Origin of the sequence: Pelomonas sp. BJYL3 (assembly GCF_027257975.1) — a bacterium.
GTDB classification, from domain to species: domain Bacteria; phylum Pseudomonadota; class Gammaproteobacteria; order Burkholderiales; family Burkholderiaceae_C; genus Roseateles_B; species Roseateles_B flavus.
The window spans coordinates 233,894-253,143 of record NZ_JANZKX010000003.1; the positions used below are offsets into that span (position 1 = coordinate 233,894).

Consider the following 19,250-nt stretch of genomic DNA (forward strand, 5'->3'; position numbering starts at 1 on the left):
CTCCGGATGCCGCCGCAGGCTCAGGCTCGCTTGAAGATCAGCGTGCCATTGGTGCCGCCGAAGCCGAAGTTGTTCTTGGCGGCGTATTCGATCTTCATCTCACGCGCCACATTGGCGCAGTAGTCCAGGTCGCACTCGGGGTCCTGGTTGAAGATGTTGATGGTCGGGGGCGCGACCTGGTTGTGGACCGCCAGCACGGTGAACACCGACTCGATGCCGCCCGCGCCGCCCAACAGGTGGCCGGTCATGGACTTGGTCGAGGAAATGACCAGCTGCTTGGCGTGATCGCCGAAGGCCAGCTTGGTGGCATTGGTCTCGTTGACGTCGCCCAGCGGCGTGGAAGTGCCGTGCGCGTTCATGTACTGGACCTGGTCCGGGTTGATGCCGGCATTGCGCAGGGCCGCGCGCATGGAGCGCTTGGGGCCGTCCACATTGGGCGCGGTCATGTGATAGGCGTCGGCGCCCATGCCGAAGCCGGCCAGCTCGCAATAGATCTTGGCGCCGCGCTTCTTGGCGTGCTCGTACTCTTCCAGCACCAGCACACCGGCGCCCTCGCCCAGCACGAAGCCGTCGCGGTCCTTGTCCCAGGGGCGGGACGCGGTCTTGGGGTCGTCGTTGCGGGTGGACAGCGCACGGGCGGCAGCAAAGCCACCCACACCCAGGGGCGAGACGGTGGACTCGGCACCGCCGGCGATCATGACGTCGGCGTCGCCGTACTCGATCAGGCGGCCGGCCTCGCCGATGCTGTGCAGGCCGGTGGTGCAGGCGGTCACGATCCCCAGGTTCGGACCCTGGAAACCGTACTTGATGGAGACGTGGCCCGAGATCATGTTGATGATCGAGGCGGGCACGAAGAAGGGAGAGATGCGGCGCGGTCCGCGCGCCGTCAGCTCGGCGTGGGTTTCCTCGATCATCGGCAGACCGCCGATGCCCGAGCCCACGAGCACGCCGATACGCTCGGCCTGCTCTTCAGTCAGCTGATCGTTGGTCGGGAGACCGGCATCCTGCACCGCCTGGATGGACGCAGCCAGGCCGAAGTGGATGAAGCGGTCCATCGTCCGCGCTTCCTTGGTCGACATGTAGTCGCCAACCTCGAAACCCTTGACCTCCCCTGCGAACTGGCAGGCGAAGTTGCTGGCATCGAAACGGGTGATGCGATCAATGCCGGATTGACCAGCCAGGATGTTGGCCCAGCCTGCAGCCACCGTGTTGCCCACGGGGCTGATCAGACCGAGACCGGTGACGACAACGCGACGACGGCTCATGCGATCAGCAGATTCTTTGAAGACAAACCGCGGGGCACGAAGGCCCCGTGGTCCAGAGGGCACGAGGCCCCGTGGCCCTTAGGCCTTCTGGTTCTTGACAGCGTAGTCGATCGCCAGCTGGACGGTGGTGATCTTCTCGGCTTCTTCGTCGGGGATCTCGATGCCGAACTCGTCTTCGAGTGCCATCACCAGTTCCACGGTGTCCAGAGAATCAGCGCCCAGATCGGCGACGAAGGCCTTCTCGTTGCTCACATCGGCTTCGGGCACGCCGAGCTGCTCGGCGATGATTTTCTTGACACGTGCTTCGATATCGCTCATGACTCCTCCAAGAGGGGTTTGCAAAGGAACAACCCGGGATTCTAAGGCTTCTAGAGTGACACCCCTAGCGGGGCCCCGAACGAGCGTGTCCGGGCACTCAGAAGATCCTTCACCGGCCGGGGGAATCCGGTGGGCCGCCGGCCTGAAGGCCTGCAGCCACAAAAGGGTCAATACAACGGGAGCTAACTCCGTCAGCTCATGAACATGCCGCCATTGACGTGAAGCTCGGTGCCGGTGATGTACGCGGCCTCGGGCGACGCCAGGAAGGCGACGGCATGGGCGATCTCCCGGGGTTCACCCAGGCGACCGGCGGGAATCTGGCCCAGCAACGCGGCCTTCTGGGCCTCGGGCAGGACTTCGGTCATGTCAGTGGCGATGAAGCCGGGGGCCACGCAATTCACGGTGATACCGCGGCTGCCCAGCTCGCGCGCCAGGGAACGGGTCATGCCGGCCACACCAGCCTTGGCGGCAGCATAGTTGGCCTGGCCCGGATTGCCCGAAGCCCCCACCACCGAAGTGATGTTGACGATGCGGCCGAAACGCGCCTTCATCATGGTGCGCATCACGGCACGGCTCATGCGGAACACGGCCTTGAGGTTGGTGTCCATCACCGCGTCCCAGTCCTCGTCTTTCATGCGCATGGCGAGGGTATCGCGGGTGATGCCGGCGTTGTTGACCAGCACATGGAGGCCGCCCTTCGTCTTGACGATGTCGTCCACCGCGGCGTCGCAGGCGGCGGCGTCATTGACGTTCAGGACGATGCCATGGCCGCCCAGGGGCGCCAGCGCCTCGCTGATGCCGGCGGCGCCGGATTCGCTGGTGGCCGTGCCGATGACGGTGTAGCCCTTCTCGGCCAGGGACAGGGCGATGGCGCGGCCGATGCCGCGGCTGGCGCCGGTGACCAGGGCCACCTGGCCCTTGATGGTGTCGCTCATGGTGATGTGTCTCGCAGGTCTTGTTCTGTTCAACCCAGCAGGGTCCGTGCCTCGGCCAGGCTGGCCGGGTCGAGCACGGTGGCGCTCTGGATCTCGGCATCGACGCGCTTGGCCAGGCCGGCCAGCACCTTGCCCGGACCGCATTCAATCACATGGCTGATGCCGCGCGCCTTGATGGCCTGCACGATCTCCACCCAGCGCACCGGGCCGAAGGCCTGACGGTACAGGGCGTCACGCAGGGCGTCAGCATCGGCGCTGATGCCCACGTCGATGTTGTTGATGACGGGGATGGCCATCGGCTTGAAGTCCACCCCAGCCAGGCGCTCGCGCAGGCGATCGGCGGCCGGCTTCATCAGACTGGAGTGGAAGGGGGCCGACACCGCCAGGGGCAGCGCGCGCTTGGCACCCGCCGCCTTGAGCACCTCGCAGGCCTTGTCCACGCCGGCCTTGGTGCCGGCAATGACGGTCTGCTTGGGATCGTTGAAGTTGACCGCCTCGACGGCCTCGCCCACGGCCTGGGCCGCGGCGGCACAGCCCTCGCGCACGGCGGCGGCGTCCAGGCCCAGGATGGCGGCCATGGCGCCCACGCCCACCGGCACGGCATCCTGCATGGCCTGGGCGCGGAAGCGCACCAGGGGCAGGGCCTCGGCCAGGCTCAGGGCCTCGGCGGCCACCAGGGCGGTGTACTCGCCCAGGGAGTGACCGGCGACCACTGCGGGCTTGAGGCCGGTCTCGGCCAACCAGGCGCGGTAGCAGGCGATGCCGGCGGTGAGCATCACGGGCTGGGTGTTGGTGGTCAGGTCCAGCTGTTCCTTGGGACCGTTCTTGATCAGGGCGCCCACATCCTCGCCCAAGGCGGCGGAGGCCTCCTCCAGGGTGCGGAGCACTTCGGGGTGGTCACCCCAGGCGTCCAGCATGCCCACGGTCTGCGAACCCTGGCCGGGAAACACAAATGCAAAGCTCGCGCTCATCGTCTCGTCTCTTTCTTGTGCAGTGGAACGGGTGATCAGAGGTCCAGCAGGACCGCACCCCAGGTGAAGCCGCCGCCCACGCCTTCCAGCATGACGGTCTCACCCTTCTTGATCTGGCCCGAACGGACCGCGGCATCCAGGGCCAGCGGAATGGACGCGGCCGAGGTATTGCCATGCTGATCCACCGTCACCACCAGTTTCTCAAGCGGCAGTTTCAGTTTCTTGGCAGTCCCCTGCATGATGCGGATATTCGCCTGGTGGGGAATCAGCCAGTCGATGTCGGCGTCGGTCTTGCTGGCCTTCTCGAGCACGGCACGCGCCACCTTCTCCAGCACGCCCACGGCCAGCTTGAACACGGCCTGGCCGTCCATCTTCAGCAGCGGATGGCCCAGCACCTGGCCGCCGGACACCGTACCCGGCGTGCAGAGGATGTCCACGTGGCGGCCGTCGGCATGCAGCTGGCTGGCCAGGATGCCCGGGGTCTCGCTGGCGCCCAGCACCACGGCGCCGGCGCCGTCGCCGAACAGCACGCAGGTGGTGCGGTCCTTGAAATCAAGGATGCGCGAGAAGGTCTCGGCACCGATCACCAGGGCCTTGCTGGCGGCGCCGCTCTTGATCATGGCGTCGGCCACGGTCAGGCCGTAGACGAAGCCAGAGCACACGGCCTGCACGTCAAAGGCCGCGCAGCCGGCGATGCCCAGCTTCTGCTGCAGCAGGCAGGCGGTGGAGGGAAAGACCATGTCCGGCGTGGACGTGGCGACGATGATGAGGTCGATCTCCTCGGCGGCCACGCCGGCCGCTTCCAGGGCCGCACGGGCGGCCGGCAGGGCCAGGTCGCTGGAGGTCTGGTCGGGCGCCGCGAAGTGGCGGGCACGGATGCCGGTGCGCTCGACGATCCATTCGTCGGAGGTCTCGACGCCGTCGCGCGCCAGCTGGGCGGCGAGTTCGGCGTTGGTCAGGCGCTGTTCGGGGAGATAGCTTCCGGTTCCCAGGATGCGGGAATAGCGGGGCGCAGTCAGAGAGGAACTTGTAGTCATGCAGCATGGGCGGCCGAGGCCGCCTTGTCTCCTGCACCACCTGACTCACCCGGCAGGCTGGCGTCCGCGGTGGCGGGCATGGCCTGCAGCGTGGCGATGATGCGGTCGTGAACCCGGTCGAGCAGCCGGTTGCGGGCGGCATCATACGCCCTGTTCAGCGCTGTCTCGAAGGCGACAGCGTCGGCCGAGCCGTGGCTCTTGAAGACCAGCCCCTTGAGCCCCAGCAGGGCCGCGCCATTGAGGCGGCGATGATCCACCCGGCTCTTGAAACGCTGCAGGATGGGCAGGGCCAGCAGGGCCACCAGCTTGGTCAGCAGGTTGCGGCTGAACTCGATGCGGATGAAGGTGGAGATCATCGAGGCCAGGCCCTCGGCCGTCTTGAGGGCCACATTGCCCACGAAGCCGTCACAGACCACCACGTCCGCGGTGGCCTTGAAGATGTCGTTGCCTTCCACATTGCCATGGAAATTGATCTGGCCGGCGGCATCGGCGGCGCGCAGCAGCTCGCCGGCGCGCTTGATGGTCTCGTTGCCCTTGATCATTTCCTCGCCGATGTTCAGCAGGCCCACGCGCGGCTCGGCCTTGCCTTCCACCGCGCTGACCAGGGCACTGCCCATCACGGCGAACTGCAGCAGATGTTCGGCCGTGCAGTCCACATTGGCGCCGAGGTCCAGCATGGTGGTGAAGCCGCCGGTCTGGTTGGGCATGACGCTGGCGATGGCCGGACGGTCGATGCCCTCCAGCGTCTTGAGCAGGTAGCGCGAGACCGCCATCAGCGCGCCGGTATTGCCGGCCGAGACGCAGGCCTGCGCCCGCGGCTGCTCGCCCTCCGCCGCCTTCAGCTGCTGGATGGCCACACGCATGGAGGAGTCCTTCTTGCGACGCAGGGCCACCTCGACGGGATCATCCATGGTGACGACCTCGCTGGCCGGCACGATCTCGCAGCGCGGCCAGGATCGCGCCTCCTTCAGGGCCTCGGGCTGGCCCACGAGCAGCAGGCCGGCCTCCGGATGGGCCGCCAGGAAAGCACGGCAGGCCGGCAGCGTGATGCTGGGACCATGGTCCCCGCCCATGCAGTCCACCGCCAGGCGGATCAGGCCGGGGGCCACGGGCACGGGCGCATTCGATTCAGGAGAGGACATCAGGATTCGGACCGGAACTGGGCGCATCGCCGACCGCACGGTCGACACTGCTTGCGCAAGCCGCGCACCTTACGCGAGCCCCTGTGACGGAGCAAGCGGACACACCCTGTAGCGAGCCCCTCATTGCGAGAGCTCAAGCACAAAAGCCCGGCGACGCATCGAACAGCGAGCCGGGCTTTTCACAGACTGTCATTGACTGAGGCACCACAGCAGGTGCCTTGCAGTTCAATCAGGCGTCTGCCTTGGTCTTCAGGACCTTGCGACCACGATAGAAGCCGTTGGGGCTGATGTGGTGACGCAGATGCACTTCACCGGTGGTCGGCTCGACGGCAGTGCCCGGATTGGTCAGGGCATTGTGCGAACGGTGCATACCACGCTTGGAAGGCGACTTCTTGTTTTGCTGAACGGCCATGGTGAATTCTCCTGGGGCTTCGGTGATTTGAGGCTTGCTCGGCGGGTCCAGGCACTCATCAGCACGAATCGCTGACCTGCATCCGGAGATTCAAAGATGAATGCCCCAAAAGCCGTCACCGCGTGACTCGTGCGTGTACCCGCTACCGACGCCTCGGCATCCCGTCCTTTGCCATCCATGCGTCCGTAAAGCCGGCAAACACGAAGAGCAAAGCGGGGAAAGCCTGCGATTCTAGCATGGCTTGAGGGCCTTGAGAATCCTGCCGCTACAAAACACGTCGCAACAAGGCAAGGGGAGGCGGATGCGGCCAGGACGGCCGCAGACACACCGCCACCCGCCCCGCACCCGCACTACTGCGGCCGCCCCTTGCCCTTGAGTGCGGCGAGGGCCGCAAAGGGATGGGGCTTCTCGTCCTGGGCAGGCTCGGGCAGGTCATCGTCGGCGTGGACCAGGGGCTCCGGGCACTCCTCATGGCGGGGCACCAGGGGCAGCTCCAGCAGCAGTTCGTCCTCGATCAGCTCGCGCAGGTCCAGGGAACGGCTCATGGCCAGCACGTCCTCGTCGCTGTCGGCATCGAGTTGCGCGGCCATGTCTTCATCGCGCACGAAGCGCAGGCTGCGCTGCACGGCCAGGTGCTGGGCGTAAGGCTGCAGGCAGCGCTGGCAGACCAGGGTCACGGTGGCCTCGGCTTCCAGGTGCAGCCAGGTCTGGGGCTCGGCGGCGCGCGGATTCAGGCGCTCGCCGCTCACCGACCAGCGCAGCGGCGGCCAGCTGGCGGCCGGGGATTCCTCGGAGGCCGACTCCGCCAGGCGCGGGAGCTCGACCATGGACCATTCCCCTTGCAGCTCGCCCGCATCGCGGGCAAAGGCCTCGACGTCGAGCTTCAGGGGATCGAATTGACGCTGTTTCATGGGCTCAAGTGTACGAGCGCCCCTCGTGGGCGGCACCGCCGCGATGGGACAATCCGCCGCATGAGTTCCACCCTGCCCCCCCTCCAGGACCCTGCCGAGGCCCGCTTGATCCTGGGCTCCACCTCCCGCTACCGGCGCGAGCTGCTGCAGCGCCTGCACCTGCCCTTCGCGGTCTGCGCGCCCGCCGTCGACGAGACGCCCCTGCCCGGCGAAGCCCCGGCCACCCTGGCGCGCCGCCTGGCCCTGGCCAAGGCTCGCGAGGTGGCAGCGCGCTTCCCGCAGGCGCTGGTGATCGGCTCCGACCAGGTCGCTGACCTCGACGGCCAGCCCATCGGCAAGCCCGGCACGCACGAACGGGCCATCGAGCAGCTGCGCGCCATGCGCGGCAGGACCGTGGTCTTCCAGACGGCGGTGGCGGTGGTCTGCCAGGCCCGTGGCTTCGAGGCGCAAGACCTGGCCCCCGTCTCGGTGCGCTTCCGGGCGCTGGACGATGCAGAGATCGAGCACTACCTCCGCACCGAGCAGCCGTACGACTGCGCCGGCAGCGCCAAGTCCGAGGGCCTGGGCATCGCCCTGCTGGACGCCATCGACTCCGACGACCCCACGGCGCTCATCGGCCTGCCCCTGATCCGTGTGGCCCGCATGCTGCGTGAGGGCGGACTGAATCCGCTGGTGGCCGCATGACGGCGGCCGCTGCGCGCAAGGGCCGACTGATCCTCGTGCCCAACACCCTGGACTTCGGCATCGAGGGCGAGGCCGTGGACCTGCGCCAGGTCATCCCCGACGACGTCCTGCGCTGCGCCGCAGGCCTGCAGCACTGGGCCGCCGAGAACGCCAAGACCACGCGGGCCTTCCTCAAACGGGTCGACGCCCTGCATCCGCTGAGCCGCCCGCTTCAGGAGCTGCAGATCCAGGAGCTGCCCCGCCCCCCCAAGGGCGGCAAGCCCGTCACGGGCGACGACGCGGCCTGGCAGGCCCTGCTCGCCCCCGCGCTGGCCGGCCATGACGTCGGGCTGATCTCGGAGGCCGGGCTGCCGGCCGTGGCCGACCCGGGCGCGCGGCTCGTGGCGCTGGCCCACCTGGCGGGCATTCCCGTGCTGCCGTTGAGCGGCCCCTCCTCCCTGCTGATGGCGCTGGCGGCCAGCGGCCTGAACGGCCAGAGCTTCGCCTTCGTGGGCTACCTGCCGGTCGAGCCCGCGGCCCGCACGGCGCGGCTGAAGGAGCTGGAGCAGCTCTCGCAGCGCTTCCAGCAGACTCAGCTGATGATCGAGACACCCTACCGCAACGAGGCCCTGCTGGACGCGCTGCTGGCAGGCCTGCGGCCGGAGACCCGCCTCACGCTCAGCTGCGGCCTGACCCTGGTCCAGGGCTTCAGCTGCAGCGGCACGGTCGCGCAATGGCGCAAGAAGCGCCCCGCCCTGCCGGACAAGGTGCCCGCCGTCTTCGGCCTGCTGGCCTGAGCGGCCGCCGCATGAAAAAGGCCCGCTGCGGCGGGCCTTCGATGCGGGGGTCAGGTCTTGCTCAGGACTCGCTGGGCGCGGCCGCCGGCTTGGCGCCGAACAGGGCCGCCACCTTCTTCTTGGGCTTGATGTAGCTGCTCAGGCCCTTGACCGGCGCCGCTGCGGTGCCACGCTCCCAGGCGGGCGGCTCCTCGGTGCTCTGGGGCTCGTAGGGCTTCTCGAAGAAGGCATCACGCGGCGCCGAGCGGGGTGCGGGGCGCGGGGCCGCAGCAGGCGCAGGCGCAGCAGTTGCACCGGAGGGCGCGCCTTCGCGGCGGTCTTCCCAGTCACGGCGCGGGCGGCGCGGACGGTCATCCTCGAGTTCGAAGGGCTCCAGGTCCAGCTTGCGCTTGATGAGCTTCTCGATGTCGGCCACCAGGCGGGCGTCCGAGCGGGCCACCAGCGTGACGGCAATGCCCGAGGCTCCGGCACGGCCGGTGCGGCCGATGCGGTGGACGTAGTCTTCGGCGTTGAAGGGCACGTCGAAGTTGAAGACTGCCGGCAGGTCGGCGATGTCCAGACCGCGGGCTGCGACGTCGGTGGCCACCAGCAGGTCCACGTCGCCGCGCTTGAAGGCGTCCAGGGATTTCAGGCGCTCGTCCTGGGACTTGTCGCCGTGCAGGGCCGCGGTGCGCAGGCCGTCGCGCTCGAAGGAGCGGGCCAGGCGCGCGGCGCCCAGCTTGGAGTTCACGAAGACGATGGCCTGCTTGATCTCGCGCTGGCGCAGGATCTGGCAGACGGTGCGGCGCTTGTCGTCGTCCTCGACGCTGTAGAAGCGCTGCTCCACCGTGGAGGCCGTGGCATTGGGACGCGCCACCTCGATCAGCTCCGGATTCTGCAGATAGCTCTGGGCCAGGCGCTTGATCTCAGGCGAGAAGGTGGCCGAGAACAGCAGGGTCTGGCGCTGCTTGGGCAGGTAGCTGAGGATGCGCTGCAGGTCGGGCAGGAAGCCGATGTCCAGCATGCGGTCGGCCTCGTCCAGCACCACGTACTCGACCTGGTTCAGCACGGCCGTCTTGGCCTCGATGTGGTCCAGCAGACGGCCCGGCGTGGCGATCAGCACCTCGACGCCGCGGCGCAGCTCTTCCATCTGCGGCTTGATGTCGATGCCGCCGAAGACGCAGGCCACGCGCAGCTGGCTGTGCTTGGCATAGGCCTTGACGTTGTTGGCCACCTGGTCCGCCAGCTCGCGGGTGGGCGCCAGGCACAGCGCGCGCACCGGATGCCGGGCCGGCGAGGCGCTGGCGTTCTCGTGGCGCAGCATGCGCTGCAGCAGCGGGATGGAGAAGGCGGCGGTCTTGCCGGTGCCGGTCTGGGCCGCCCCCATCACGTCGCGTCCGGCCAGCACGACCGGGATGGCCTTGGCCTGGATGGGCGTCATCGTCGCGTAGCCCTGGTCAGCCACGGCGCGCAGCAGCTTGGCGTCCAGGGGCAGCGTATCGAAGCGCGCCGGAGCGGCTTCGGCAGTCATGGTGGTGTCGGTCATAGCCCTCTATTATCGCCAAGGCGCCTATTTTGTCGGTTTGGCCGTCAAACGGCGTCTGCCGCGCACGCCGGACAGGCGCCTGCGGCGATGTGGCGCGAGCCAGCGCGGCGTCCTGAAGCGAACAATGCGCCAGTAGATGCCGACATAGCTGAACCCGAACAGCACGATACAGACCGCCAGCATGCGGGTCGAGTCCCAGAACAGCAGCGCCGGGATCAGGGACAGCGTGCACAGCGACCACAAATAGGGGGCCGTCATGGAGTTGCGGCGCGTCAGGTGCCGGGCGTCCGTCTGCCCCGAGGCCCAGCGCATCACACGGCGGTAGATCAGCGAGTGCAGGTGGATGCCGTCCGGAAGCCCGGGCGGCACGGAACGGATGAACTTGCGCCGGTAGATGGAGAACACCGTCTCGAACACCGGGTAGATGCACACCATCAAGGCAAAGAGTGGCGAGATCTGCGGATGGCGGTGGATCAGCAGAATGGCCAGCTCGGCCAGGTAGAAGCCGATGAAGTAAGCCCCGCCGTCGCCCAGGAAGATCAGGCCGGCCGGGAAGTTCCACACGAAGAAGCCGAGCACCGCGCCCACGCCGGCCAGCGACCACATGACCAGGACGGTGTCGCCCACGGCATGGGCCACGTAGGCGATGGTGAGCAGCATCAGCATCACGCACATGGACGACAGGCCGTTGAAGCCATCGATGATGTTGACGGCATTGGCCACGCCAGCCACGACGAACACCGTCACCGCCAGCGCACCGGCGAAGGTCCCGACCACCCAGTCGATGCCCGGGATGTCCGTGCGCACCAGCGCGCTGCCAAGGAACCAGACCGCCGCCGCCGCGGACACCGCCGTGGCCAGCAGGCGCTTGGCGGGCGTGACACGCTTGGTGAGGTCTTCCACCAGGCCGGCCACGAAGGCCGGCAGCCCGCACAGCAGCAGGCCGGCGCCCAGTGCTACCTCCTCGCGCTGGTAGAACCAGGCATAGCCCGCAAAAACCAGCAGGCCCAGGTAGATACCCACGCCACCAATGCGCGGCACCGGGCGAGCATGGAACTTCTGGGGGCCGGACAGATCGAGGTCGGCACTGATGTGGCCGTGGCTCCGCGCAGAACGGACGACCGCCAGCGTGAGGACCGCGGCAGCTAGAAATGGCAGGAGCACATGAAACATGGGGCGCTAGTGTAACGACCCAGCCCTGGCCATCCGGGCTCCTCCGGAGTCATGAGTAGAATGCCGCTGCTTTGGCATTGCCCCCTGTCCGGCCCCGGCCGACCCTGTCTGTTCTGCGAGCACCCATGACCATTCGCAAGTCTCTGAGGCGTCTGCCCTTCCATCATGTCGGCAGCAGCGTGTGCCTTCTTGCCATCTGCGGAGCGCTCACCTTGGGAACGGCGAGCCAGGCCCAAGAATACAGCAGCACCAGCAGCAGCAAGGAATCGGTCGACACCGGCCCGGTGCGCCTCAACAGCAGCAACCGGACGTCCAACCGTACCGAGGAGGACGAGCGGCTGCGCAACCGCAACGGCAAGGACCGCCGCCAGACGGACAGCAACCGGGACGACAACCTCGACAAGTCAGAGCTCGAGCGCATCCGCCGCCGCAACCAGCTGGCACCGCGCAGCGACTTCGAGCGCTTCGTGCAGCAGGCCGCCGGCTCCGCCACCGACCCCGACACGCCGGAGATCCGCCGCTTCGGCGCGGACCTGATGGTCCCGCCCAGCCGCCAGTCCCTCAGCCTGGAGACGCCCAGCCAGATCCCCGGTGACTACCTGGTGAGCGTCGGCGACGAACTCACGGTCTCGATCTGGGGCGCCGTGGAGGCCGAGCTGCCGCTGGAGGTCGACCGCTCCGGCCGCATCAGCATTCCGCGCGTGGGCCCCGTGCAGGTCGCGGGCGTGCGTTACGCCGACCTCAACGCCACCATCGACCGCCAGGCATCCAAGGTCTTCCGCAACTACAAGATCAACGCGAGCCTCAGCCGCCTGCGCAGCATCCGCGTCTACGTCACCGGGTTCACGCAGCGCCCGGGCTCCTACGCGGTGAGCAGCCTGGCCACCGTCACGCAGGCCCTGATGACGGCGGGCGGCCCGTCCGATGCCGGCAGCTTCCGCAACATCGAGCTGAAGCGCGGCGGCCGCACCGTGGCCCAGTTCGACCTCTACAGCTTCCTGCTGCGCGGCGACAGCGCCGGCGACAAGCAGCTCCAGGCGGGCGATGTCATCCACATCGGCGCCGTGGGCACCCAGGTCGCTCTGATCGGCAGCGTGAACAAGCCAGCGATCTTCGAGCTCAAGCAGGGCGAGACCCTGAAGGACCTCCTGCAGTACGCAGGCGGTTTTTCCGCCGTGGCTGACCGCAGCCGGCTCAGCGTCGAGAAGCTGGAAAGCCGCAGCGCTGCCCGTGTCTTCGAGCTGACCATGCCCGCCCAGATCAACACGCCCCTGCAGGACGGCGACCTGGTCCGCGCCTACAACGCCATCGAGCTGGCCCAGCCCCAGCAGCACCAGAACAAGCGCGTGCGCATCGAGGGCGAGGTGGCCCGCCCCGGCGAGTACGTGCTGCCGCCCTCGGCGCGCCTGACCGATGCCGTCGCCGCGGCCGGCGGCCTGGCACCCAATGCCTACATCTTCGGCACGGAGTTCAACCGCGAGAGCGTCCGCCAGACCCAGCAGGAGAACTATGACCGTGCCCTGCGCGACCTGGAGACCGAGCTGACCCGCGTCACCTCCACCCAGAAGGCCCTCACCGCCGACGAGGCGACGGCCCAGTCGGTGCGCGCCCAGGGCTCGTCCAAGCTGATCGACCGCCTGCGCGAGGTCCGCCCCAACGGCCGCATCGTGCTGCAGCTGGCGCCGGACGCGCGCGAACTGCCCCCGGTCGCCCTGGAGAACGGAGACCGCATCCTGATCCCGGCGCGCCCGACCACCGTCGGCGTCTTCGGCAGCGTCTTCAACGGCGGCAGCTTCCTCTACAAGGACGGTCTGGGCATTTCAGACTTCCTGCGCCTGGCCGGTGGCCCGACTCGTGGCGCCGACACCAGCAGCGCCTTCGTCGTGCGCGCCAACGGCAGCGTGATCAGCGCACGTCAGCGCAGCGGTGGCTGGTTCACCGCTGGCAGCAGCTTCGAGGGCACCCCGGCCGAGCCGGGCGACACCGTCTTCGTGCCCGAGGAACTGGACAAGACCACCTTCACGCAGGTCGCGAAGGAATGGACGCAGATCCTGTACCAGTTCGGCATCGGTGCGGCTGCCCTGAAGACCATCAAGAACTGACCGCCAGCCTTTGGAGCGCAATTTCCCGTGACCCCGATCAGCAACGACAGCAATCCGGCTGTGCACTCGGACGACGTTCCCGGCGAACCGTCAATGCTCGTCAGCGCCACGGTGCTGGCCTCCCGCTGGCGCAGCATCCTGCTCAGCGCCCTCGCCGCGAGCGGCCTGGCGCTGGGCATCACCTTCGTCGTCAGCCCCACCTATACGGCCGCCACCTCCTTCCTGCCGCCGCAGCAGCAGTCGGGCCTGGCCTCCTCGGCGCTGGCCTCGCTCGGCTCGCTGGCCGGCCTGGCCGCGGGCGCCGCGGGCCTCAAGAGCCCGGCGGACCAGTATGTGTCCCTGCTGCAGAGCGTCACCGTGGCCGATCGCATCATCGACCAGTTCAAGCTGGGCGAGGTTTACGACCTCAAGCTGCGCTCGCAGGTCCGCCAGGAGCTGGGCAGCAACGTCCGCATCAGCCTGGGCAAGAAGGACGGCCTGATCTCCGTGGTCGTCGATGACAGCGAACCCGGTCGCGCGGCCGACATGGCCAATGCCTATGTCGTGCAGCTGCGCAAGCTGACCAGCGAGCTGGCCATCACCGAGGCCCAGCAGCGCCGCGCCTTCTTCGAACGCCAGATCAAGGCGACCCAGGAAGCCCTGACCAAGGCGCAGAAGGCGCTGCAGGACGCCGGCTTCACCGCCGGCAGCATCAACGCCGAGCCCAAAGCCGCGGCAGAGACCTATGCCAAGCTGCGCGCCGAGAAGACCGCCGCAGAGGTGAAGCTGCAGACCTTGCGCAGCAGCCTCAACGACAACGCCCTGGAAGTGCGCAGTGCCCTGGCCATGGTCAACGCACTGACCACCCAGCTGAACCAGATGACGGCCCAGCGCGACCAGGACAAGCCCTCCGACGGCGACTACCTCTCCAAGTACCGCGAATACAAGTACCAGGAAGCGCTGTTCGAGTCCTTTGCCCGCCAGCTCGAGCTGGCCAAGCTGGACGAAGCCCGCGAAGGCGCGCTGATCCAGGTGGTGGACACCGCCTCGCCGCCCGACCGCCGCGCCAAGCCCAAGCGTGTCATGACGGCTGCGCTGGTGTTCCTGATCAGCCTGTTCGCTGCTGGCGGCTTCGTGCTGGCCCGCCATCGGTGGAAGGAGCAGCAGAAGCGCCCCGAGCAGGCCCTTCTGTGGCAGCAGTTCAAGCTCGCCTTCAAGCGCTGAAAGAGTGACGGCCGACTGTGCGGCTGTCAGACCCCATGAGTTCCAGCAATCCTTCGCGCAAGCTTCTGTTCATCTTCGGGACCCGGCCCGAGGCCATCAAGATGGCACCGGTCGTCCTGCGAGCCCGCGCGGAACCGGGGGTCGAGGTCAAGGTCTGCGTCACCGGCCAGCACCGACAGATGCTGGACCAGGTCCTGCGCGTCTTCGACATCACGCCGGACCATGACCTGGCCCTGATGCGGCCGGGCCAGACCCTGAGCACCCTCACCGCCGATGCGCTGCAAGCCTGCGAGGCCGTCATCAGCGCCGAGCGCCCGGATTACGTCCTGGTGCACGGCGACACGACCACCACCTTCAGCGCCAGCCTGGCCGCCTTCTACACGCGCACGCCCGTGGCCCACGTCGAGGCCGGCCTGCGCACGGGCAATCTCTACTCGCCCTGGCCCGAGGAAGCCAACCGCAAGCTGACCGGCGCGCTGGCCCAGCTCCATTTCGCACCCACGGAGACCGCCCGCCAGAACCTGCTGCGCGAAGGCGTGGACCCGGATCGCGTCCACGTGACCGGCAACACTGTCATCGATGCGCTTCAGCAGGCCGTGCAGCGCCTCTCGGTCACGCCGGGGCTGGCGGACAGCATCCAGGCCTCCTTCGATTTCCTGGACCCGGCCCTGCGCACCGTGCTGGTCACCGGGCACCGCCGCGAGAACTTCGGTGAGGGCTTCATCGGGATCTGCCGCGCCCTGCGAAATCTGGCGGCCCGCAGCGACCTCCAGATCGTCTACCCCGTGCACCTGAACCCGAATGTGCAGGGCCCCGTCTACGAGCTGCTGGCCGGGCTGACGAACGTCCATCTGATCGAGCCGCAGGACTACCTGCCCTTCGTCTACCTGCTGAACCGCTCGGACCTGGTGCTGACGGATTCCGGTGGCATCCAGGAAGAGGCCCCAGCGCTCGGCAAGCCGGTGCTGGTGATGCGCGACACCACCGAACGCCCCGAGGCCATCGAGGCCGGCACGGCACGACTCGTGGGTACGGGCGCCGCGTCCATCGAGCAGGCGGTGATCGATCTGCTGGACTCGCCGCAGGCCTACGCGGCCATGGCCACCGCGCACAACCCCTATGGCGACGGGCAGGCATCGGATCGCATCGTCGCCCGGCTCGCCCGCCATGGCTGAGGCCAGCCAGGCCCTGGCCGGCTCGCATGACATGGACCAGCCGCCCGCGCGCGATCGGCGACAGCTCCTGCAGGTCGGCATCACCCTGCTGAGCTCCACGCTGGGCAATGTGCTCACCGTGCTGCTCACGGGCTGGCTGGTCCGCAGCCTGGGCGCAGAAGCCTTCGGCCGGGTCGCCATCCTCAGCAGCGCCGCCACCGCGCTGGGCAATGTCACGGCCTCCGGCGCGGCGCTCTATGTGGTGCGCGCCACCTCCGTCGGCAGCACGGACGACACCGGCGTCGCCACGCGCAGGGCCCTGGGCGCCGCCGCGCTGGCCGGGCAGCTGTGCGCCGCCCTCTTCACCGGCGCCGGCCTGCTGCTGGCCCTGGGCCGGCACGAGGTGCTGGGCCTGACCGAGTGGGCCCTGGTAGCCCTGGCCCTGCACATGATCACGGCTGACATCCATGCCAAGAACTGCCTGATCGGCTACCAGAAGGTGCTGGCGCTGTCCGTGGCCACGCTGATCGGGGCCGTGCTCAGCTGTCTCTGCCAGTTCACCGGCGCGCAGATCGGCGGCCCCCAGGGCTATCTGGCCGGCTTCACCCTGGGAACGGTGCTGCAGCTGCTGAGCTCGCGGCTGGTGATGGTCCGCGTGATGGGCCGGACGCCGCCGCTGGGCCTGCGCGCGCGCTGGGCCGGCATTCGCGAGCCGGCCTTCCTGCGCTTCGTGCTACCCGCCACGCTCTCGGCCAGCCTGGTGCCGGGCTCGCACTGGTGTGCCAATGCCATCGCCGCGGCCAAGGCCGGGCAGTACAGCGACATCGCCGTGCTGACCGTGGCCATGCAGTTCTTCAACATCGTGATCTTCGTGCCCACGGTCCTGAACAAGATCGTCCTGCCAAGGACCATCCGGGCCTACAACGGCCACCAGGGCATGGCGGAGACCCGCCAGCACGCCCTCGGCCAGGCGGCGCTGATGTTCGGGCTGTCGATCGCCGCGCCGCTGCTCGTGTGGATCTTTTCAGGCCCCATCCAGAAGGCCTACCTCTTCAGCGCCCCCGAGCAGCTGTGGACGCTCTACGCCTTCTGCGCCGCATCGGCCTTCGCCTGCGCCGGCATTCCCATCTCCAACTACGTGGTCAGCCACCAGAAGATGACCTTCGGCCTGCTGACCAATGTGCTGTGGGCGGGCGCCTACCTGCTGCTGGCCTGGATGCTGCCGGGAACCGCCCTGGCCGTGGGTCTGGCCCTGCTGATCGCCTACGTCATGACGCTCGCCGTCGCTGTTGTCCCTCTCTTCTCGCAGAACTGAACCATGGAAGCCCGGAAGCGCAAGTTTTGCGTCTATTGCAAGCCCGAGGACATCAACGATGCCACCTTCCGCTACGTGGAGGTCATTCGACGCGGGCTGCGCGAGGCCGGCGGCGAGGACCTGGGCATCACCTGGTCCGATGCCACGCTGCGCCGGGCTGACGACGTGGTCAGCATCAGTTGCATGCCCGCGGCGCGAGTGATGTGGAAGCATCCTGGGGCCCGTCTGATCCACTGGTTCCAGGGCATCGAGGCCGTGGAGCGCCGCTTCCTGCACGGCGGCTGGCGGGGCTGGGGGCGCTACGTCATCTGGTCGGCGCTGGAGTATCTGGTCCTGCGCAAGGCGCGGCTGAAGCTCTTCGTCTCAGAGGAGATGCGTCACTTCCTGGGCGATGACAGGCTCGGCAAGGGCCGCTCCCTGTCCTTCCCCTGCTACAACGCCGACCCGCTGCCCGCACCCGTGGGCACGGCCGGCCGCTATGCCTCGCTGGACCTGGTCTATGCCGGCTCGCTCTACAAGTGGCAGCGCGTGGAAGACGTGCTCGCGACCTTCCAGCTGCTGAGCCAGGCCCGCCCCGAGGCCACGCTCACGCTGTTCACCCGCGAGGTCGAGCGGGCCCGGGCCCTGTGCAAGGCCATGGGCCTCACGCAGGTGACGGTGGAATCCGTGAGCCCGGCGGAGCTGGTGACGGCCCTGCAGCGCTTCAGCTACGGCTTCATCCTGCGCGAGGACATCGCCATCAACCGCGTCAGCACGCCCACCAAGCTCAGCACCTACATGGCCGCCGGTGTGATCCCGGTGCTGACCGAGGCCACGCCCGCGCTGAGCCGCCTGCTGGAGCTCGTGCCCTACAAGGTCATCGTCCGCGAACCCACGCAGCACCGCGAGATCGCCGACAGCCTCCTCGACATGGCCCGGGCGGCCCCTTCGCCGGCGCAGGTGCATGCCGCCTTCGCCACGGTGTTCAGTGCGGACTTCAACGACGCGGTGCATGCACGGCGCATCGCTGAAGCCCTGGCCGCGGACCTGCGCTGATGTACGGCTTCCTGCGCGTCTATCTCTACTGGAGCGTCCTCTGGGGGCTCTTCATGCATCCGGCGCTGGGCCTCAAGCCCGTGATCCCGGGCTTGCTGATCGGGATGGACAGCCTGCTGCTGCTGGTCAGCTGCGCCTACATCTGGAACCGGCGGCCCCAGCTGGCAATGGCGCAGGACCGCCAGGTGCTGGGCCGCTCGCTGCAGCCCCTGCTGGCACTGGCCGCCTATGGTCTGACCATCACCGCCCTGCATGGCGGCTCTCTGGTGGACGCCGCGAAGTATGTGGGCGTGCTGGTGCGTCCCCTGTTCGTGATGCTGGCGCTGTTCGTGTGGACCCGCGTGGAGCGGCGCTCCCAGCCCGCCCACCTGCTGGCCACGTTGCGCCTGGACTTCGCACTGCTGGCGACGGTGCAGATGCTGATCGCCGGCCTCCAGCTCATCGACCCGGTGACGGGCGCCGAGTTCATCGCAGCCCTCAACGACAACAGCTCCGCCGTCTGGGCGCTGGAGGACGGTGACGTTTCCGGCACGTTCGCCAACTCCATCGACCTGTCCTACTTCCTGCTGGCGACCTATGTCGTGCAGACGCTGCCGGCCTGGCAGCGGGTGCGCATGCCGTCCCTGCTGCTGACCGGGCTGTTCGGCTTCTTCATCGACGCCACCGGCAGCGATGCCGCCACCGTGTGCTTCGGCCTGTACGCCTTGTACCTGTGCCTGCGCACCCTCTCGCCGCCGACCCGGCGCGCCGTGCTGGGCGGCCTCGCCGTGCTGGTCGTGGGTTCGGTATTCAGCATGGGCGACCAGCTCATCGACCGCGTCGTTGCCAAGGTCGACAACATGATGCTGAGCCGCCTGGGCCTGCTCTTCGTGAGCGTGCCGGAGATGGTCAGCTACCAGCCGGCCAAGCTGATCACCGGCATGGGCGGGGACTTCGAGGTGGTGCTGGCCGCCCTGCGCAGCCTGCCCGAGGTGCCGCTGGTCTTCACCTACGATGAATCCGCCATCGTCATCAACGATGTGTTCTGGGTCGCCTTGACGTTAGCATTCGGCCTGCCCATGCTCACCTGGCTGCTGTGGCGCATGGCCCAGATCTTCAGGGCCTATGTCCAGGGAGGTGCATGGCCCGTGCATCTCTTCAGGCTGGACAACATGCTGCTGCTGATCATCTTCCTGGCAGGTCTCATCAACCAGATCATCCTGGTGCGCTCCTTCTCCGTGGCACTGCTGCTGGGCCTGGTGCCCATCGCCTGCCATGCGCGCAACGCCGAGGCCCGCCTGCGCGGCGGCTGA

The 19,250-nt window shown here is 68.1% G+C and carries 18 protein-coding genes; 8 read left to right on the plus strand and 10 right to left on the minus strand.

Annotation, left to right across the window (positions count from 1 at the left end):
- Positions 1–20: 20 nt before the first annotated feature.
- From fabF to O9Y01_RS10785, 8 genes are all read right to left on the minus strand, one after another.
- Positions 21–1,265: a beta-ketoacyl-ACP synthase II gene (gene fabF / locus O9Y01_RS10750; protein WP_269631588.1), complete on the minus strand. Its 1,245-nt coding sequence runs from the start codon at positions 1,263–1,265 to the stop codon at positions 21–23.
- Between the two features lie 78 nt (positions 1,266–1,343).
- On the minus strand, positions 1,344–1,583 hold the full coding sequence (acpP, locus tag O9Y01_RS10755; RefSeq protein WP_183103012.1) for an acyl carrier protein: 240 nt from the start codon (positions 1,581–1,583) through the stop codon (positions 1,344–1,346).
- Positions 1,584–1,774: 191 nt separating this feature from the next.
- Positions 1,775–2,518: a 3-oxoacyl-ACP reductase FabG gene (gene fabG / locus O9Y01_RS10760; RefSeq protein WP_269631589.1), complete on the minus strand. Its 744-nt coding sequence runs from the start codon at positions 2,516–2,518 to the stop codon at positions 1,775–1,777.
- Positions 2,519–2,547: 29 nt separating this feature from the next.
- Complete coding sequence (gene fabD, locus O9Y01_RS10765) at positions 2,548–3,489, minus strand: ACP S-malonyltransferase (RefSeq protein ID WP_269631590.1); 942 nt, start codon at positions 3,487–3,489, stop codon at positions 2,548–2,550.
- 35 nt (positions 3,490–3,524) lie between these two features.
- The gene (locus O9Y01_RS10770) at positions 3,525–4,526 is read right to left on the minus strand and encodes a beta-ketoacyl-ACP synthase III (protein WP_269631591.1); all 1,002 of its coding nucleotides are present in this window, start codon (positions 4,524–4,526) and stop codon (positions 3,525–3,527) included.
- A complete protein-coding gene (gene plsX, locus O9Y01_RS10775) occupies positions 4,523–5,668 on the minus strand; it encodes a phosphate acyltransferase PlsX (RefSeq protein WP_269631592.1) in 1,146 nt (381 codons plus the stop codon). Before plsX ends, O9Y01_RS10770 begins: the two co-directional genes overlap by 4 nt.
- A 229-nt stretch (positions 5,669–5,897) precedes the next feature.
- Positions 5,898–6,080 carry a 50S ribosomal protein L32 gene (gene rpmF / locus O9Y01_RS10780; RefSeq protein ID WP_183103007.1) on the minus strand — a complete coding sequence of 61 codons (183 nt, stop codon included), beginning with the start codon at positions 6,078–6,080 and terminating at the stop codon, positions 5,898–5,900.
- A 350-nt stretch (positions 6,081–6,430) separates the two neighbouring features.
- Positions 6,431–6,991 carry a YceD family protein gene (locus tag O9Y01_RS10785; RefSeq protein WP_269631593.1) on the minus strand — a complete coding sequence of 187 codons (561 nt, stop codon included), beginning with the start codon at positions 6,989–6,991 and terminating at the stop codon, positions 6,431–6,433.
- Between the two features lie 60 nt (positions 6,992–7,051).
- Between O9Y01_RS10785 and O9Y01_RS10790 the strand changes: the two genes are divergently transcribed.
- Both O9Y01_RS10790 and O9Y01_RS10795 read left to right on the plus strand, forming a co-directional pair.
- Positions 7,052–7,675, plus strand: coding sequence for a Maf family protein (locus tag O9Y01_RS10790; protein WP_269631594.1), 624 nt, complete (start codon positions 7,052–7,054; stop codon positions 7,673–7,675).
- Positions 7,672–8,451, plus strand: coding sequence for an SAM-dependent methyltransferase (locus tag O9Y01_RS10795; protein WP_269631595.1), 780 nt, complete (start codon positions 7,672–7,674; stop codon positions 8,449–8,451). Before O9Y01_RS10790 ends, O9Y01_RS10795 begins: the two co-directional genes overlap by 4 nt.
- 61 nt (positions 8,452–8,512) lie before the next feature.
- On the opposite strand, the gene O9Y01_RS10800 is transcribed toward O9Y01_RS10795, so the two are convergent.
- Positions 8,513–9,976 carry a DEAD/DEAH box helicase gene (locus tag O9Y01_RS10800; protein WP_269631596.1) on the minus strand — a complete coding sequence of 488 codons (1,464 nt, stop codon included), beginning with the start codon at positions 9,974–9,976 and terminating at the stop codon, positions 8,513–8,515.
- Positions 9,977–10,000: 24 nt separating this feature from the next.
- Positions 10,001–11,149: an MraY family glycosyltransferase gene (locus O9Y01_RS10805; protein ID WP_269631597.1), complete on the minus strand. Its 1,149-nt coding sequence runs from the start codon at positions 11,147–11,149 to the stop codon at positions 10,001–10,003.
- 212 nt (positions 11,150–11,361) lie between these two features.
- Between O9Y01_RS10805 and O9Y01_RS10810 the strand changes: the two genes are divergently transcribed.
- From O9Y01_RS10810 to O9Y01_RS10835, 6 genes are read left to right on the plus strand one after another with little or no spacing between them, the layout of a single operon-like run.
- Complete coding sequence (locus O9Y01_RS10810; protein WP_269631598.1) at positions 11,362–13,251, plus strand: SLBB domain-containing protein; 1,890 nt, start codon at positions 11,362–11,364, stop codon at positions 13,249–13,251.
- Positions 13,252–13,278: 27 nt separating this feature from the next.
- Entirely contained in the window at positions 13,279–14,454 is a 1,176-nt protein-coding gene (locus O9Y01_RS10815) for a Wzz/FepE/Etk N-terminal domain-containing protein (RefSeq protein ID WP_269631599.1), read from the plus strand.
- A 35-nt stretch (positions 14,455–14,489) separates the two neighbouring features.
- Complete coding sequence (wecB, locus tag O9Y01_RS10820; protein WP_269631600.1) at positions 14,490–15,629, plus strand: non-hydrolyzing UDP-N-acetylglucosamine 2-epimerase; 1,140 nt, start codon at positions 14,490–14,492, stop codon at positions 15,627–15,629.
- Positions 15,622–16,923: a hypothetical protein gene (locus O9Y01_RS10825; RefSeq protein ID WP_269631601.1), complete on the plus strand. Its 1,302-nt coding sequence runs from the start codon at positions 15,622–15,624 to the stop codon at positions 16,921–16,923. The genes wecB and O9Y01_RS10825 overlap by 8 nt, the downstream gene beginning before the upstream one ends.
- 3 nt (positions 16,924–16,926) lie before the next feature.
- Positions 16,927–17,958, plus strand: coding sequence for a hypothetical protein (locus tag O9Y01_RS10830; RefSeq protein WP_269631602.1), 1,032 nt, complete (start codon positions 16,927–16,929; stop codon positions 17,956–17,958).
- Positions 17,958–19,250: a hypothetical protein gene (locus tag O9Y01_RS10835; protein ID WP_269631603.1), complete on the plus strand. Its 1,293-nt coding sequence runs from the start codon at positions 17,958–17,960 to the stop codon at positions 19,248–19,250. The genes O9Y01_RS10830 and O9Y01_RS10835 overlap by 1 nt, the downstream gene beginning before the upstream one ends.